Source organism: Bacillus sp. FSL R5-0712 (genome assembly GCF_038593285.1).
Lineage (GTDB): Bacteria > Bacillota > Bacilli > Bacillales > Bacillaceae > Bacillus > Bacillus safensis.
Genome location: NZ_CP151981.1, coordinates 2,897,073 through 2,912,927, shown reverse-complemented (window position 1 = coordinate 2,912,927; position 15,855 = coordinate 2,897,073). Strand labels below are relative to the sequence as shown.

Here is a 15,855-nt window from a genome sequence, read left to right as displayed (position 1 = left end):
CCCTGCTAAAAGGGGGCTTGATTGGTGTCCGTTTTTTATTTTCTTAAAAAAGGGAGAGAGCCAATATGCAAGATTTACTCATTGAATATAAAAGAGCTTTAAAGAATGCTAGAAAACAATATGAACCATTTAAAGAAAAAGAAGAACATCAGCTGTCCGTTCAAGACAAGCATGATAAAAAAATGATCGCCAGTATGGTAAGCGATCTGGAATACGTAGTAGAATGGCTTCAAAACGGAAGAGAGCCAGGTGCGCGCAGAGGATTAGACAGACGTTCAGTCTATCAGCGTACCATTCTCGCAAATCCAGAAGTGTTAGAGGCTTTATCACATGAATATACCCTTATTCAAGAGAAAGAAAGAGAAGTCAGTGAGAGAGACAAAAGACGAATTGATGAAGCTTTGTCTGTTTTAACAGATCGAGAAAAGGATGTATTCTTTATGCACACAACACAAGGATTATCGTTTAGCGAGATTGCGGTCATGCTGGATGTCAAAAAAGGAACTGTGCAAAAACATATGGAAAGAGCGCGGACGAAGATGTCCAAAAAAGTACAAGAACGCCTATTCAGAGCTGCTGAATAGGCGTTTTTTCTATCCAAAATAAATCAGCTAAAGCTTGTCTTACAGTTGCCACCTATAGTTAGAAAGACCAAACGAATGTTTGCTAGCCCTACACAAATGATTCCTTCAAAGGGAATCATTCGAATTAAAAGGAGGCGGCAGGTGAATGTAAATGAAAGATAAACGGATAGAGGCCAAGCAGGATTATATGAAGGGGATGACGTACCAGCAAATTGCTGATCATTACAATGTCTCGATCCATACCGTCAAATCGTGGAAAAGGCGATACGGATGGCAAAGACAAAAAACTTCGTCAAAGCAAGCACACTCAATCTTCAATCAATTTCTTTCAGATGAAACGATTGAAATCATGGAGAAAATGGATGGACGCACATCGCTTGATTTAATCTGGGATCAAATTCAAATTCAATATGCAGCCATTATTCGGGCGCAGCGAATCATGTATGTAGCAGATCAAGAGGACATGATCAAAGAGTTGAAAAAGGCGGCATACATGCCTTCTTCATTAGAAGAAACAGGAGAAGGCATTCAGCCAGAACTAGACATCACCTCAGAAGAATATTCGTTTCAATTTTCATGGGATCGGCATGCGACGTTTCTAAATGCACAATCCCGTGCAATGGGTGAACTCAGGCGTTTAATAAAACAGTTTGAAGAGCTCGCACATGCGAAGGATGAACGAAGATTAAGGCTGAAACAAATTGAACTGACGATCGAAAAAACAAAAAAAGCAGTGCGTGAAGAAAAAGAGGAAGATCTTCAAATCATGATCAAGCGAAAAGAGGACGACTCATGACGCCATTGATTGAAAAAGAAGTCAATCCTCACTTTGAACACTTTCTATTCGATTGGAATCAAAAGTTTCAATTTTTAGTTGGAGGCTATGGCTCCTCTAAAAGCTATCACATTGCTTTAAAGCTCGTCTTAAAGCTGCTGGAAGAAAAGCGGACAGCACTTGTCATTCGAGACGTGTATGATACGCACCGCGAATCAACCTTTTCTTTATTACAAGAGATCGTCAGCGACCTCGGCATCGACCATGTGGTGAAGTGCCGAAGTTCGCCGCTTGCACTGACGTTTCGAAACGGCAGCAGCATCTTATTTAAAGGGCTGGACAAACCTGAAAAATTGAAATCAATCAACAACATCTCGATCATTTGGATTGAGGAATGTTCAGAGGTTTCTTATGAAGGATTTAAAGAGCTGCTTGGAAGGCTAAGGCATCCATCCTTACCGCTTTATATGATGTTATCGACCAATCCTGTTGGTCAGGATAATTGGACGTATAGACATTTTTTTCGAGATGAACAGCTGAAGCGTTTTGTTTTAGATGATGAAACCTTATACAAAAAGCGAACCGTTGTTATCAAGGATACGTATTACCATCACTCCACGGCAGAAGATAATCTATTCCTTCCTAAAAGCTACGTGAAGCAGCTGGATGAGCTGAAAGAGTATGATCCAGACCTCTATCGCATTGCGAGGAAGGGATATTTCGGGATCAATGGCACAAAGGTTTTTCCTCAGTTTGAGGTGAGAAGCCATTCTGATGTATTAGAAGCCATTCAGCAGATTGACAGACCGCTGAAACGAGCAGGCATGGATTTTGGATTTGTTGAATCATACAATGCGCTCATTCGGCTAGCTGTCGATCATGAAAAAAAGTACTTATATATTTATTGGGAATATTACGACCGCGGGAAAACAGATGATGAAACAGCCCTTGACTTGAAAGAGTTCATTGAATCAAAAGAACTGATTAAAGCCGATGCAGCCGAACCTAAAACCATTCACTATTTTCGGCAGCGCGGCTTTCAAATGGTGGCGGCACATAAGTTCCAAGGCTCACGTTTACAGTATACAAAAAAGATCAAACGGTTTAAGAAAATTATTTGTTCTGATGCATGTCCATATACCATCTATGAACTTCAATCACTAACCTATAAGGCAGATAAGGATGGACGTCTAGAGGAAGATGAATTTCAAATCGATCCACACACATTATCAGCCATCTGGTATGCGCTGGATGATTATGAAGTGACAGATTTGAAACAGACTGCCTCGGAGCGTGTCCGTCCAAACAGAGAGAGGAGGTCCATACAATGAAACAATTGAAAGCAACCATTATGAAGGCAAACATGTCTGATCATACAAAACAAATGTATGCAGATGAATTTTCCTACGAAAAGGATGACATTGTTCCCCCGCCTTACAATATTAATGAATTAAAAAGTATGGCAGAATATTCAACCATTCTTCAGCAATGTATTGATGCGTATAAGACCAATATTTTAGGCTTTGGTTTTGGTGTAGAATATGCCTTTGACTTTAATGCAGAAGGCGTGAAACCGGCAAAAAAGAAGGCAGCAGAGAAGGAATGGACAAGACTTGAAGAGTTTACGAAATACATGAACTATGATGAGTCTGCTGATGTGGTGCTTGGCTATGTCATCGAAGACCGGGAGAAAACAGGGAATGGTTTTTTAGAAGTTCTCCGAGATGGCCAGGGAAAGCCGGCAGGAATCGAGTATTTAGATGCGCTCCATATCCGCATTTGCAAGCTGAGTGAGCCAGTCGACGTCGAGTTTCGGTATACAGAAAACGGCGAATTGAAAACAATGAATCGAAAGAAGCGATTCCGTAAATATGTGCAGGTGATCAATGAAAAGAAAGTCTTCTTCAAGGAGTATGGTGATCCCCGCATTTTACATTGTGAAACAGGCAAATACGATGACACCACCCCAGAGCCGCTGCGTGCAACAGAAGTGATTCATTTTAAAATCGGCAGTGGAACGTATGGGATTCCCCGCTGGATTGGCAACATCGTCAATATGTATGGGGCACGCAAGGCAGAAGAACTGAACTACCTTTATTTTAAACAAGGGCGGCACGTACCTGGTGCCATCATTGTCGAAAATGGAATGCTGTCTGAGTCATCCTATCAGCAGCTTCAAGATTATATGGACGATATTGAAGGCTCTGATCATGCACATAAGTTTCTATTGCTTGAAGTCGAAGGTCTCCCGACGGAAAAAGGGTTAACTGGAGAAGAAGATGTTTCAAATGTCAAAGTGAACTTCAAATCCTTAGCAGAGATCTTGCAAGAAGATGCACTCTTTTTAGAATACGATGAAAAAACAAGAAACAAAATCCGCTCTGCTTTTCGACTGCCGCCTATTTATACAGGTGAGTCTCAAGACTATAACAAAGCGACAGCCGATACGGCGCGGAAAACAACAGAAGAACAGGTATTTCAGCCTGAACGGCACCTCATCACAGGGAAACTCAATACCCTTTTCCTGCCGGATCTTGATATTTGGCATGTCCGTTTCCTATTAAATGGTCCTGACTTTAGAGACCCATTAGAGATTGCCAAGGTTCTGACACCATTTATTCAGGCTGGGGCAGTGTCACCAAACGATTTGCGAGATCTGGCGGGACGTATCCTTGGGAAAACGTTAGAGGAATGGCCGGAGGATCTCTATCACAGACCTTTAGAAAGCCGCATGACATCAGCTGAACAACAGCCTCAACGAGAGCCAGATCAGTTGAAAGAATAAACCGAAGCGCGTGCGCTTTTTTGAAAGGGGGTGAACATATGCCAAGAGAATTAAAAAACGCAAAAATTACGCATGTTTCCTACGTGGACAGAGCCGCAAACAAAAAGAAATTCTTTTTGATGAAGGCAAAGAAAAGCCAGCCTGACTTTCAAAAAGAGGTGAGTGTGCTGACAAAGGCAGAAGATGCTCATCGCCTTGTGTATGGTGTCGTGTATGAACCGAATACACCTGATGCACACCAAGACTTTATGTCTGCCAAAGAAATTGAAAGAGCAGCACATGGTTTTATGAAGGATGCCCGCCACATTGATAAGCAGCATGATTTTCAACATGGTGTTGGAGAAGTGGTTGAATCATACATTGCACCAGCTGATTTTGAAGTAGGCGGTGAGCTGATTCGAAAAGGATCTTGGGTGCTTGTAACAAAGGCTTCTCAAGAGATTTGGGATCAAATTCAGAAAGGCCACATTACAGGATATTCAATGGCAGGAACGGCGGACATCGTAGCAATTGAAGAACAAGATCAGCTCCTATCTCAAAGCACGAATGAGAGAGGGCTTTTTTCTTTGCTGAAAAATTTCTTTTTGAAAGAGGAAGGTGCAAACATGTCACAACAATTTTGGAGCGTTTTAGACCACCTGCTGGAAACCTTACAGTCAAGTGATGGTGATGAGGCGGGTGTAAGATCAGCGCTTGAGCAATTGCTGCCAATCGTGCAGGAGATTTTGAAGACAGAAGATGTGCTTCAAACGATTGGTGAAAGGCCAGCCTCCGTACAAAAACAAGACGCCGCTTTGACGACGGAGCAAGTACGAGAGCTTGAAAAAGCAAAAATGGCCATCGAAAACGTCTTACAGCATGCTGAACAGCAGGAAACAGATCAAACTGGAGAAGAACCTGTCCAAAAGGTGCTTGAGCAAGCCGTAGCACCAATTCGTCATCAGCTTTCTTCTTTAGAGAAATCAGCCAGCAGAGAAAAAGCTGCGCTTGAGCAAGTGCTTCAGCAGCAGCTTTTGCCTATTTCAGAGCGGATTCACATGCTTGAAAAAGCGCGCGGCATGTCAAAACAAACAATCCACGATACACAAAACGACAGTACAAAGCCCATATGGGATGGCTTACTATAAGCCTAAATAAGGAGGAAATAGTGTGAGAAATCAAGAGTTGATTCGCAAGGCCGAAATGACACTTGCCAGCTTAAAAACCGGCGGTCTCATGAACGCAACCCAATCCAACACATTCATTAGAATGATGCAAAATACACCAACCGTTTTAAATGATGCACGTATCATTCCAATGGAAAGTGATTCACAAAAAATCGAAAAAATCGGCTTTGGCCAGCGTATTTTGCGCCCAGCAGAAGAAGGCAAAGCGCTTGATGCGAAAGACCGTGTTGTCCCAGCGACAAGCACTGTCCAGCTAAATGCGAAAGAGGTCATCGCAGAGATCCACATGACCTACGACAGCATTGAAAACAATATTGAGAAAGACGGCATTCAGCAGACGATTATGCAAATGCTCGCTGAACGAGCAGCGGTTGACATTGAAGAGCTCATCGTCAATGGCGATACGACTTCAGCAGATCCATTTCTAGCTCAAATGGATGGCGTGAGAAAACAAGCAGTATCTCATATCGTAGATGCAAATGGAGCGGGAATCAGCCGCCAAATGTTTAAGCAAGCTTATAAAGCGATGCCGTCAAAATATTTACGTGTTCCTCAGGATTTCCGTTTCTACACATCCCCAAGCTTAGAAGTTGAATGGAAGGATCAAGTAGCAAACCGTCAGACGGGCCTTGGAGATGCGGCCATTCAAGGCGGACTTTCTTCTGCATTCGGTGTGCCGGTCAAAGGTCTTGCCAATATGCAGCCATATGACGAAGCGGGAACAGATGTATCAGATATTTTGCTGACACATCCTAAAAATATTATCGTAGGTTTCTCTCGAAATATTCGAATTGAAGTAGAAAAAGATATTCGCAGCCGTAAATTTATTATTGTCCTCACAGCGAAGCTAGACAGCAAATTTGAGGAAGAGGATGCTGTAGCAAAAGTGATGAAAGTGAAAGAGTAGGTGACGGCAGGCCATGATCATTTCTGCTGAAGAACTGCAAGCCTATTCTGTCTTTGATCGTGTGAAAAATCGATCTGTGGAAAGACTGACAGCAGATATTATCGAAGCAGAAGCTGCGGTATTTCAGATCGTAGGTCACGATTTCTCAAGCGAAAAATATCAGCCCCTCCCTGAAAAAGCAAGAATCGCATTATTAAAAATGGCCCAATATTTTGCCATGCTGAATGATGACGAATCTATGATGAAAGGCTTTACGTCAGAAAAAATGGGCGATTATTCATATGCGAAGGCAGCTGATCAAGTCAAAGGCAGACCCTATGTATATGCCCTGCTTGTAGATTATATTGAACCAACATTGACCGGCGGCAGTGCCAAGTTAAAGGTGAGGTCATTATGAGCTATCAATCTCTATTAACAGATCGCTGTGATCTTTTTCACCTTGAACAGCAGGAGTCTGCCCGCGGGAAATTTGGAATTCCAGCTGATGATTTACAAATAACACTTTCCTATCCCGATGCTCCCAGCATAGCCGATCTATCTTGTTATGTCATAGAAAAAAACCAGTCACTTGTGCAAGAAGAGCCGAATACAGTCATTTATCAATCCTATCTTGTCCATTTTCCTTTAGCAAGTGATATTCGCTTGCATGACAAAATGGTGTGGAATGGCGTGTCACTCAAATTACAACAGCCTAAAAAAGTGAAAAATCATCACATCGAAGTGATAGCAGTCAGGAAGGAAAATCTATGAAAATTGATGGACTTGACCGGCTGATTTCACAGCTGCAGACAGCGGGTGATGGCGGCTTAAAGGCAGAATATCAAGATTGGCTGGAGGACATGGGCCTGCAGTTTTTAGACATCATTCAGGATGAATTAATCAAGGAGAATGCTGTCGATACAGGCCGGCTTCTTAGATCCTTTACACAAGGCGATAAGGAGAATCATTTTCTCATTTCAAAAGGCGGTCTCACACTTGAAGTGGGAACGCAGCTTGAATATGCCTCCTATGTCAATGACGGACATGCCACTTCTTCAAGTGGAGAGCGAAGATGGGTGCCTGGCAGATGGACTGGCAGCCGCTTTGAATATGATCCGAATGCAAGTACAGGAATGATGCTTGCCTCTCAATGGATTGATGGCAATGGCTACTGGGATCATGCTGTCATGCTCTATGAGCAAATGTTTGAACAGTCGCTGGATCGAAAGCTGCAAAGCTGGTTCGATCGACATTTTGGGAGGTGATGGAATGAATCAAGAAGTCGGGGCAATCATGCATTATATCTACACACACTTTCCTGTGACAATGTATGATCGTCTTTTGCCAGAACGCTTTCAAGTGCCATCGGTTTATGTGCCGCCTGTGACAGTAATCAGTGGTCCAGATACGGTCTCTACCTTTATGAAATCTTATTCGCTGCAAGTGAAAGTCTTTCATATTGATACAGAAAAAGCACATGATGCGGCAGAAACAATCGTTGATGCATTGCTTGCTGATCGTCAAATCATTCAGATGATGAGTGAAGACGGAGAGGTGCTTGATGATTATGTCCGCATAAAAAGAGTGGAAACAAGAATGATAGATCAAGGCGTAGCAGCGATTGTCCTGACGTGGGATAGCAGCTATTGGTACAACCGTGACAAACAGGCAAGCCTTGAAGATATCAACTTTTCAGATGGGGTGATCAAACGTGAGCAAGACTAAAAAAGCAGAGCCCGCTCAAACAGCCGGCGAAGAAAAAGAATTTGGCTTTTCATTTGAAGCCTTAAAGGAGCACAGTAAGGATCTTTTTGGGGTCAAACCAGAAATCCTTGAAGGGGCTCTTTTTTATATCAAACATCAACCAATTACAAAAACAGAAGCGAAAAAGCACATTGATGCTTTTTTGTCCAAGGAGGTTTAAAGGATGAACGGAGGCACTTTTACACCAGGTACAGAGAAAAAGCGTCCTGGTATTTACTTTAATTTTAAAACAACAGCAGAGCAGCGAATTACTTTAGGCGATCGAGGTACGGTGGCACTTCCCCTTGTGATGAGCTGGGGAGAACCAAAAACCTTTATTTCCGTTTCAAATATGGAAGATTTAAATAAAAAGGTTGGACTCAACATTGATGATAAGTCACTTCTTCTTTTCCGCGAAGCAAAGAAAAAAGCGCAAACAGTCTTGCTTTACCGCCTCAATGAAGGAGAGCCGGCCAAAGCCGAAATTGCTGAAAATTTTGTCGTCACAGCAAATTATGGCGGCCAAAAAGGGAATGAGATCACAGTACAAGTCGCCGAAAATGTACTTGATAGCACAAAACGCGATGTGATCACTTATCTTGGAACGGATATTGTGGATAAGCAAATCGTCACTGATGTCAAAGACCTTGTGAAAAACAAATACGTTCAATTTTCTGGTGAAGGTGAAGCTGTTATCACAGCTGGTGTGGCACTAAGCGGCGGTAAAAACGGGGTGGCAAGTGTCGCAGATTATACAGCTTTCCTAGAAGCGGCAGAAACAGAATACTTCGATGTCATTGCCCTTCCAGTCGATAATAGTGAGCAATTAAAAGCAACCTTCGCTTCATTTATCGAGCGTTTGCGTGATAAGCAAGGACGTAAGGTGCAAGGGGTGGTGGCGAATTATGCAGCTGACCAAGAAGGAATCATCAATGTGACAAGCGGTGTTGTACTCGAAGATGGAACCGAACTAACACCTGCTCAAACAACAGCATGGGTCGCAGGTGCAAGTGCCGGAGCAAATTTCAATCAGTCACTGACCTTTGTTGAATACGAAGGAGCGGTCGATACATTAGAACGCCTTGACAATGATCAAGTAGAATACCGATTATCTCAAGGGGAGTTCCTTTTCACCTTTGATGCGAGAGATCGTACCGTGAGTGTTGAAAAAGATATTAACTCCTTGACAAGCTTCACAGCTGAAAAGAACCAGCAAATGGCGAAAAACAAAATCATTCGTGTGCTTGATGCGATCAACAATGATTTAACATTCGAATTAAAAAATCTGATTAAATTACGTAAAGCCAATGGCAATGACATTCCAGCATCAGATGATGGAGTGCAGCTTGTGAAAACACTGATTACCCAGTATCTCACACAGCTTCAAGATGGCAGCGGCATTACAGGCTTTAATTCAGAAACAGATATCGTAATTGGCCTCAATGAAGATCGTGATGGATTTATCATCGATTTAGCGGTTCAACCAGTAGATGCAGCAGAAAAATTCTATTTCAATGTGGAGGTGAAGTAAGATGGCTTTTAAAGCGCAAAATACAATTTCAGGTAAAGAAGGTCGTCTTTTCTTAGAAGGTGAGGAACTTGCATTTATCAAAACCTTCGAAGCAAACGTGGAGAAAAACAAATCAGAAGTCAACGTCATGGGCCGCCGAATGACTGGCCATAAAACAACGGGAGCAAATGGAACAGGAACGGCAACATTCTATAAAGTTACGTCCCGTTTCGTTCAATTAATGCTCAATTATGTGAAAAAAGGAGAAGATCCATATTTCACTCTTCAAGCGGTAATTGACGATAAATCATCAGGCCGTGGCACTGAGCGTGTGACGTTATTTGATGTCAACTTTGATTCTGCTAAAATCGCTGGATTAGATGTTGATTCAGAGGCGCTTGAAGAAGAGGTTCCTTTCACATTCGAGGACTTTGACCTGCCTGAAAAACTGAAGAATACATTCTAAGAAAAGTGGAGGAAATTAGCTAATTAATTAGCTAAATAACAGCTGAATATGCTATAATGCAGTTGTAATACAACCGTCTTGATGCCGTCTTCATTTCGTCTGGTAACGTCTTGTATTCGATTCATTAAAATATGTTTACTTGCAAAGCAATTTGCATAAAATAAAAAGAAGCCAGGATGCTCTAACATCCCGGCAATGTACAATGAGGCCCTTCAAGGGGCTGGCTTATCGAATAGGTTCTTTAGGTAGACTTCCCTTTAACCTTCCACAGCTCAAGGGGGAGTCTATTTTTTGTCTATATACGTCAACAAAGTAAAGATAAACATCCCGAATAAAAGCATAAGGGAAATCGCTTCAAATGTTGACATATGCATCACCCCCTTCCTATCGGGGATGAGCCAGACGCCCTTGAGCAAGCCGTTCACTTGTACAATTTAAATGATACATGAAAAGATTGGAAAGCACATTCAAAAATGGATGTGCTTTTTTGCATTCAAAAAAACATAACAAAGGGAGTTTTTAAACATGAGTGAAAAACAAACATTTGATCTTTCATTTTTTATGCCAGGACAAACAGTAGAAGCGGAAGAAGTCAAAGTACCGATTTCTAAGCGTTTTGTTGATAAAAAAGGAAATGTCATTCCTTTTGTCTTTAAAGCTATTACAACTGAACGTATTGATGAATTGGAAAAAGAAAACACAACCTTCAAAAATGTCAAAGGCAGAGGACGCGTGAAAGACTTAGACAGCCAGCGCTTCTACGCACGTATTGCGATTGAATCGACGATTTATCCAGATTTCCGCTCAAAGGAATTAAGAGAAGCCTACAGCACACAAGATCCAGTTGAAGTAGCAAAACGTGTCCTGTCAGTCGGCGGTGAATATGCGAACTGGTTAAACAAAGCGATCGAAATCAACGGATTCGAAGATGAAATTGAAGATTTAGAAGAAGCAGCAAAAAACTAATAAAAGATGGGGATAAAGAAGCGGTGTTTTTATATTACGCGATGCACGAGCTTCACTACTCCCCATCTGAACTCCTGGAATTATACGAATCACCAAGACCGTTCAAAGCATTCCTTTTCGGACTCATCAGCTACAAGCTAGACATGCTAGAAAAAGAAGCAAAGAAAGGAGGTAAATAATTGGCGAAACTTACAGCACGATTTGAATTAGAAGACCGGGTGTCGAAGAAGTTATTACGCATTCAAAAACGATTTCAAACGTTTGAGAAGCAGCTTAAACCATTTAGAAAACCAGTGAAAATAAGTCTGGAAATGGATGAAAAGAAATTAAGAAACCTCACTTTATCGCTGCGGAAAGTTTCAGTATTTTCTATGAGGCTGGATCAAGGAATCTATCGGGATCTAAAAGCATTGAACAATCAGTTAAATATGATTCCAAATCATCTGGTCATATCCTTTCAAGCGAAGGGGCTGGATGTCATTAAATCCAACATAGATCGTTTGAAACAAATGGGGACAAGTCCCATTATGCTGACGTTTAAACTAAACGATCAATTGTCAGCGAAAATGTCATCGATCAAAAAATCAATCCTTCAGCTCATCAACAGAACGTACTATATGAGATTAAACATGGTTGACCAAGCCACCGCAGCAATTCAACGAATCAAAAAGACACTCAAAAGCTTGACGATGTCCAAACACGAAATCAGAGTGTCAGTTCAAGACAATGCAAAGAGTAAGCTGAAAAAACGAGATCAGGCAGAGTCTGTTGTGAAAGAAAAAACCATAAAAAAAGAGCCTGAGGCTGCTAGTCCGTCAGCTAAAACGGATGAACCTAAACAGAGTTTGCTACAGAACTTTGCCAATAAAGGATTAAATGAAATTCAAAAATATGCAGGTGACGTTGCAGACAAAGTGAAGGAAAAATTGAGTCCTAGAAAGTTTTGGGATGAAAAAGCACTTCCTTGGGTTGAAAATAAAATAGAAGAGTACAAACAAGATGTGATCGGAAGAATTAAAGAGAAGATTAAATTTAATCCTGAAGAAAAACTAGATCAATGGGTGAAGACTGGATTAGATCGCCTCTTTGGTACAAGTGATCAATCAAGTGAAAACAACAGTACCACTCCGGCACCAACAACAGCACCGACAACAGCACCAACAACAGCACCAACAACAACACCAACATCAACACCATCTAATTCGGCTCCTAAAACGCAGCCTAAGCCGCGAGGCGGAAAAGGTTTGTTTCGCAGTAGTTGTTGCCCTTGTTGTGCAAGAGGTATAAGCAGCCGAGGATCTACTAAAGCGAAAAATGGCCGTTCATCGAGACGATCAACAAATCCAAATGCCACATCAAGAACCGAAATGAATAGAAGGCCTCCAAGTAAATTAGGGAAACTGAAATCAAATGCAGGTAAATTATTTGGAAAAATCCCTAGTGGTCTAAAGAAAGGTGCGGGTATCGCAGCTTCAGTTGGCGGACTTACGGGTCTAATGAAAGGTGGCAAGGGGTTAAGTGGACTAGGAGATGCGGTGAAAAATATCGGTAAAGGGAGCGGTAAATTATTAAAGAAAGTACCTATTCTAGGTGGTTTACTTAGCGCAACAAATTTAATCGGTATGAAAAAAGAGAATGCTGGTGAAAAGATCGGTACGACTGGAGGCGGTATTGCCGGCGGAATGGCAGGTGCAGCAGCAGGTGCAGCTATTGGAAGCGTAGTTCCAGGAGTAGGTACAGCCATCGGTGGTCTAGTAGGCGGCATCGCTGGAAGTATGGGCGGCGAATCTATCGGTGAAACGATCGGAAAATGGTTTGATGGCGGCGGATTTGAAAAGATTGGTCAAAAAGCCATTGAAATCAAAGACCAAATTGTTGAAGTTTGGTCAACAGTTGCGACTTGGTTCACAGAAAATGTCTGGACACCATTAAGCAGTACGGTTGTCACAGTAGCATCATCCATCTGGTCAAATCTAGTCAATGCCTGGACATGGATCCAAGAAACATTCAGTACAGTTGCAGGCTGGTTTATCGAAAACGTCTGGACACCGTTAAGCGGTACAGTCGTTACGGTAGCCACGACCATCTGGTCAAGCCTAGTCAACGCCTGGACATGGATCCAAGAAACATTCAGTACAGTCGCAGGCTGGTTTATCGAGAACGTCTGGACGCCGTTAAGCGGTACAGTCGTTACAGTAGCCACGACCATTTGGTCAAGTCTAGTCAATGCATGGACATGGATTCAAGAAACGTTCAGTGCAGTCGCAGGCTGGTTTATCGAGAACGTCTGGACGCCACTAAGCAGCACAGTTGTTACAGTCGCTACAGGAATTTGGACAGCATTATCAAATGCATGGAAAAAGATACAATCAATCTTTGGAGTTGTATCGACATGGTTTATGGAAAATGTGTGGAATCCACTTGTAGATACGGTAGGAACCATTAAAGACAGTTTCGGTAAAAAGTTTGAAGCAGCGTATAAAGTCGTGACAGATATATGGGATGGATTATCCAAATGGTTTGAGGACAACATTCAAAAGCCAATTGTAAAAGTAGCAGAAGCTATTGGTGATGGGTTTTCTAAAGCGTTTGGCTGGGTCAAAAAGATTTTTGATAAGGCTGGCGGTGGGGTTAATTTTGTATTGAAACATGTCTTTGGAGGTGCTGATAATAACGCCACAGGCGGTTATATCACCCAGCCAACCTTATCATGGGTCGGTGAAGCAGGTAACGAATTTGTTATTCCAACTCAAAATAACCGAGGACGCGGAAAGATGCTTCTTGCACAGGCCGCTTCTCAACTTGGAATGTCTGTTGTACCGAGCGGAGCGGCAGGAACTCAAGTGTCAAGCTCCCCAGCTCCTACAACTCCATCATCTTCTGTAGGTTCAATGAGCGGAGGCGGATCAGTCTCATTGAATGCGAACATTCAAGCCTCTAGCATTGGCGAGCAATTTAATAACGATTTTGAACAAGGGTTAAATCGTAAAGTTATCTCTCTTGATCAATGGAAACAAAAGAATATTCATCAGCCTTTTGGTCAATTGACATCAGACTCAGGAAAGTATGGTCAGCAAACGGTTTCTGCCTTTGCAAACGGTCAGCAGATGACACCAACAGGAACAGATAGCTTTTTACAAAGTCGTGTAAAAGCACCCTACCAACAAGTCATGACAGCATCACCCACTTGGGGTTCTGGAACGGTTAGTGGTTTTGCAGCAGGTCAAAATGCTACATCAATTGGCACGAGCCAATACGTAGATCAAAACATTAAACAACCATTCCTGCAAGCGAAACAAGAATCACCAGGCTGGGGTTCAGGAATGATTGACGCCTTTAACAGCGGCATGCGTTCCAAAGGAAGCGAAGTTACTCAAGCGGCCAAAGAAATGGCGAAGAAAGTAGAGCAGGCGTTTAGAGAAGAATTAGACATTCATTCCCCTTCACGCGTCATGATGAGTCTTGGGAAATTTGCATCGATCGGTGTCGTCAAAGGGCTTGACTCAGTTGATGTGAAAAAATTTGCTGAAAATCAGGCTGGTTCATTGATTGGTGCCTTCAGCGGGATGGGGGCTTCAGGTCTTAGTGTTCAGCAATGGCTTATGGCAGCTCTCATGGCAACTGGCACATCTATGAGCTGGCTACCTGGTTTGATGACCATCGCGCAGCATGAATCAAATGGAAACCCGAGAGCGATCAACTTATGGGATTCCAACGCCAAAAAGGGAACACCTTCTAAAGGCTTAATGCAAACCATTGGACCGACTTTTAATTCCAATAAAGGCAAAGGCATGAATGACATTTGGAACCCAATTCACAATGCCGTAGCAGCCATTAACTACATTAAGGGAAGATATGGAACAGTCTTCAACACGCCGGGATTACGAAGTATGAGAAGAGGCGGCCCTTATAAAGGCTATGCAAATGGCGGATTGATTACTCAAGAGCAGGTTGCTAGAGTCGGTGAAGGAAATAAACGCGAATGGATTATTCCTGAGGAAAGAGGCATTCGCGGAAGGTATTTATTGACGCAGGCAGCTAAAGCACTTGGGATGCAAGTATATGATCCATCAAATGCATCTGCTCCTTTACCAGAAGCACAGATGCAGCAAGTTACCTCAGTTCAGTCTACTGGCAGTACAACATCGCCAGGTAATAAACAAATCACGATTCAATTCAATGGAGATCAGCATTTCCATAATGGACAAGATCAGCAATCGCTAGTCGAAAAAATTAAACAAATGCTTGTAGATGAACTAGAAGTAGAGATTCATACAGGAACGAAGGGGGTCGTAATTGATGGGTAAATCAGTGTATCAATTGTGGATTTCCCAAGGAAAGGACAAGTTGCGATTCCCTGTCCTTCCATCCGAACTCGAAATCACAAATAACGTACAAAATGAAACGGTAAAGGTCGCCTCTTTTGGAGAACTGACCTTTATTGACGTACCATCGGCGAAACAAGTATCATTCACCTCATTATTTCCTAAGAAATATTCGCCGATTGCTGAATATAAAAGCATTCCATCACCAGAGAATGCGATCGCGAAAATTGAACGAATGATGCGTTCAAAGAAATCCGTGCGGTTGATTGTAACTGGAACAAAAATCAATATGACGTGCAGCATTGAAAGCTTCACCCACAAGGAAGGGTCATATGATATTGGAGATCGTGAATTTACGATCGAGTTAAAGGAATACAAAACTGCATCGCCTAGGAAAATCAAACGGAAGAAAAAAGCAAAACAAACGAAAAAGAAACGGCCTTCAAAAACACCACCAAAAATGTACACCGTCAAAAAAGGGGATACGCTATGGGCCATTTCTGGCAGGTTTTATGGCGACAGTACAAAATGGCGGCGTATTTGGAATGCCAATAAATTAGCGATGATTAAACGTAGCAGACGCAATATTAAGCAGCCGGGGCATTGGATTTTCCCTGGACAAAGGTTAAAAATACCACAATAGGGGGGC

General features: G+C 42.3%; 17 protein-coding genes. All 17 read left to right on the top strand.

Annotated elements, in window-relative coordinates; genetic code table 11:
- The first annotated feature begins 65 nt into the window (after positions 1-65).
- The 17 genes from NSU11_RS15095 (at position 66) to NSU11_RS15015 (ending at position 15,849) form a co-directional block, all read left to right on the top strand.
- Positions 66-584 (top strand): sigma-70 family RNA polymerase sigma factor, encoded by a 519-nt coding sequence (locus tag NSU11_RS15095; RefSeq protein ID WP_044332523.1) that lies wholly within the window; start codon positions 66-68, stop codon positions 582-584.
- A gap of 151 nt (positions 585-735) precedes the next feature.
- Positions 736-1,380 (top strand): phage terminase small subunit, encoded by a 645-nt coding sequence (gene terS, locus NSU11_RS15090; RefSeq protein WP_024423266.1) that lies wholly within the window; start codon positions 736-738, stop codon positions 1,378-1,380.
- A gap of 8 nt (positions 1,381-1,388) precedes the next feature.
- Entirely contained in the window at positions 1,389-2,690 is a 1,302-nt protein-coding gene (locus NSU11_RS15085; protein ID WP_180272438.1) for a PBSX family phage terminase large subunit, read from the top strand.
- Complete coding sequence (locus NSU11_RS15080; protein ID WP_039181005.1) at positions 2,687-4,144, top strand: phage portal protein; 1,458 nt, start codon at positions 2,687-2,689, stop codon at positions 4,142-4,144. The genes NSU11_RS15085 and NSU11_RS15080 overlap by 4 nt, the downstream gene beginning before the upstream one ends.
- A 38-nt stretch (positions 4,145-4,182) precedes the next feature.
- The gene (locus NSU11_RS15075) at positions 4,183-5,271 is read left to right on the top strand and encodes an XkdF-like putative serine protease domain-containing protein (RefSeq protein WP_058838048.1); all 1,089 of its coding nucleotides are present in this window, start codon (positions 4,183-4,185) and stop codon (positions 5,269-5,271) included.
- Between the two features lie 22 nt (positions 5,272-5,293).
- Entirely contained in the window at positions 5,294-6,217 is a 924-nt protein-coding gene (locus NSU11_RS15070) for a phage major capsid protein (RefSeq protein ID WP_342493650.1), read from the top strand.
- Positions 6,218-6,230: 13 nt separating this feature from the next.
- Complete coding sequence (locus tag NSU11_RS15065) at positions 6,231-6,614, top strand: DUF3199 family protein (protein ID WP_024423261.1); 384 nt, start codon at positions 6,231-6,233, stop codon at positions 6,612-6,614.
- Entirely contained in the window at positions 6,611-6,967 is a 357-nt protein-coding gene (locus NSU11_RS15060) for a YqbH/XkdH family protein (RefSeq protein ID WP_149126338.1), read from the top strand. The genes NSU11_RS15065 and NSU11_RS15060 overlap by 4 nt, the downstream gene beginning before the upstream one ends.
- Positions 6,964-7,461: an HK97 gp10 family phage protein gene (locus NSU11_RS15055; RefSeq protein ID WP_024423260.1), complete on the top strand. Its 498-nt coding sequence runs from the start codon at positions 6,964-6,966 to the stop codon at positions 7,459-7,461. Before NSU11_RS15060 ends, NSU11_RS15055 begins: the two co-directional genes overlap by 4 nt.
- 4 nt (positions 7,462-7,465) lie before the next feature.
- Complete coding sequence (locus tag NSU11_RS15050; RefSeq protein ID WP_039180991.1) at positions 7,466-7,921, top strand: hypothetical protein; 456 nt, start codon at positions 7,466-7,468, stop codon at positions 7,919-7,921.
- The gene (locus NSU11_RS15045) at positions 7,908-8,120 is read left to right on the top strand and encodes a hypothetical protein (RefSeq protein WP_003212736.1); all 213 of its coding nucleotides are present in this window, start codon (positions 7,908-7,910) and stop codon (positions 8,118-8,120) included. The genes NSU11_RS15050 and NSU11_RS15045 overlap by 14 nt, the downstream gene beginning before the upstream one ends.
- Before the next feature lie 3 nt (positions 8,121-8,123).
- Complete coding sequence (locus NSU11_RS15040) at positions 8,124-9,470, top strand: phage tail sheath family protein (RefSeq protein WP_024423258.1); 1,347 nt, start codon at positions 8,124-8,126, stop codon at positions 9,468-9,470.
- Between the two features lies 1 nt (position 9,471).
- Positions 9,472-9,915, top strand: coding sequence for a phage tail tube protein (locus tag NSU11_RS15035; RefSeq protein WP_024423257.1), 444 nt, complete (start codon positions 9,472-9,474; stop codon positions 9,913-9,915).
- Between the two features lie 525 nt (positions 9,916-10,440).
- Positions 10,441-10,881 carry a phage portal protein gene (locus tag NSU11_RS15030; RefSeq protein WP_012011040.1) on the top strand — a complete coding sequence of 147 codons (441 nt, stop codon included), beginning with the start codon at positions 10,441-10,443 and terminating at the stop codon, positions 10,879-10,881.
- 41 nt (positions 10,882-10,922) lie between these two features.
- Positions 10,923-11,060 carry a hypothetical protein gene (locus NSU11_RS15025; protein WP_095357030.1) on the top strand — a complete coding sequence of 46 codons (138 nt, stop codon included), beginning with the start codon at positions 10,923-10,925 and terminating at the stop codon, positions 11,058-11,060.
- On the top strand, positions 11,061-15,188 hold the full coding sequence (locus NSU11_RS15020) for a transglycosylase SLT domain-containing protein (RefSeq protein ID WP_342493649.1): 4,128 nt from the start codon (positions 11,061-11,063) through the stop codon (positions 15,186-15,188). It begins immediately after the preceding gene.
- Positions 15,181-15,849: a LysM peptidoglycan-binding domain-containing protein gene (locus tag NSU11_RS15015; protein WP_034282467.1), complete on the top strand. Its 669-nt coding sequence runs from the start codon at positions 15,181-15,183 to the stop codon at positions 15,847-15,849. The genes NSU11_RS15020 and NSU11_RS15015 overlap by 8 nt, the downstream gene beginning before the upstream one ends.
- The last annotated feature ends 6 nt before the right edge of the window (positions 15,850-15,855 follow it).

What these genes read in the sequence shown, in the direction of transcription:
- NSU11_RS15075 (WP_058838048.1), top strand. Translation starts at nt 4,183, where the DNA reads ATGCCAAGAGAATTAAAAAACGCAAAAATTACGCATGTTTCCTACGTG.
- NSU11_RS15035 (WP_024423257.1), top strand. Translation starts at nt 9,472, where the DNA reads ATGGCTTTTAAAGCGCAAAATACAATTTCAGGTAAAGAAGGTCGTCTT.
- NSU11_RS15095 (WP_044332523.1), top strand. Translation starts at nt 66, where the DNA reads ATGCAAGATTTACTCATTGAATATAAAAGAGCTTTAAAGAATGCTAGA.
- NSU11_RS15055 (WP_024423260.1), top strand. Translation starts at nt 6,964, where the DNA reads ATGAAAATTGATGGACTTGACCGGCTGATTTCACAGCTGCAGACAGCG.
- NSU11_RS15050 (WP_039180991.1), top strand. Translation starts at nt 7,466, where the DNA reads ATGAATCAAGAAGTCGGGGCAATCATGCATTATATCTACACACACTTT.
- terS (WP_024423266.1), top strand. Translation starts at nt 736, where the DNA reads ATGAAAGATAAACGGATAGAGGCCAAGCAGGATTATATGAAGGGGATG.
- NSU11_RS15025 (WP_095357030.1), top strand. Translation starts at nt 10,923, where the DNA reads ATGCACGAGCTTCACTACTCCCCATCTGAACTCCTGGAATTATACGAA.
- NSU11_RS15080 (WP_039181005.1), top strand. Translation starts at nt 2,687, where the DNA reads ATGAAACAATTGAAAGCAACCATTATGAAGGCAAACATGTCTGATCAT.
- NSU11_RS15065 (WP_024423261.1), top strand. Translation starts at nt 6,231, where the DNA reads ATGATCATTTCTGCTGAAGAACTGCAAGCCTATTCTGTCTTTGATCGT.
- NSU11_RS15060 (WP_149126338.1), top strand. Translation starts at nt 6,611, where the DNA reads ATGAGCTATCAATCTCTATTAACAGATCGCTGTGATCTTTTTCACCTT.
- NSU11_RS15030 (WP_012011040.1), top strand. Translation starts at nt 10,441, where the DNA reads ATGAGTGAAAAACAAACATTTGATCTTTCATTTTTTATGCCAGGACAA.
- NSU11_RS15040 (WP_024423258.1), top strand. Translation starts at nt 8,124, where the DNA reads ATGAACGGAGGCACTTTTACACCAGGTACAGAGAAAAAGCGTCCTGGT.
- NSU11_RS15015 (WP_034282467.1), top strand. Translation starts at nt 15,181, where the DNA reads ATGGGTAAATCAGTGTATCAATTGTGGATTTCCCAAGGAAAGGACAAG.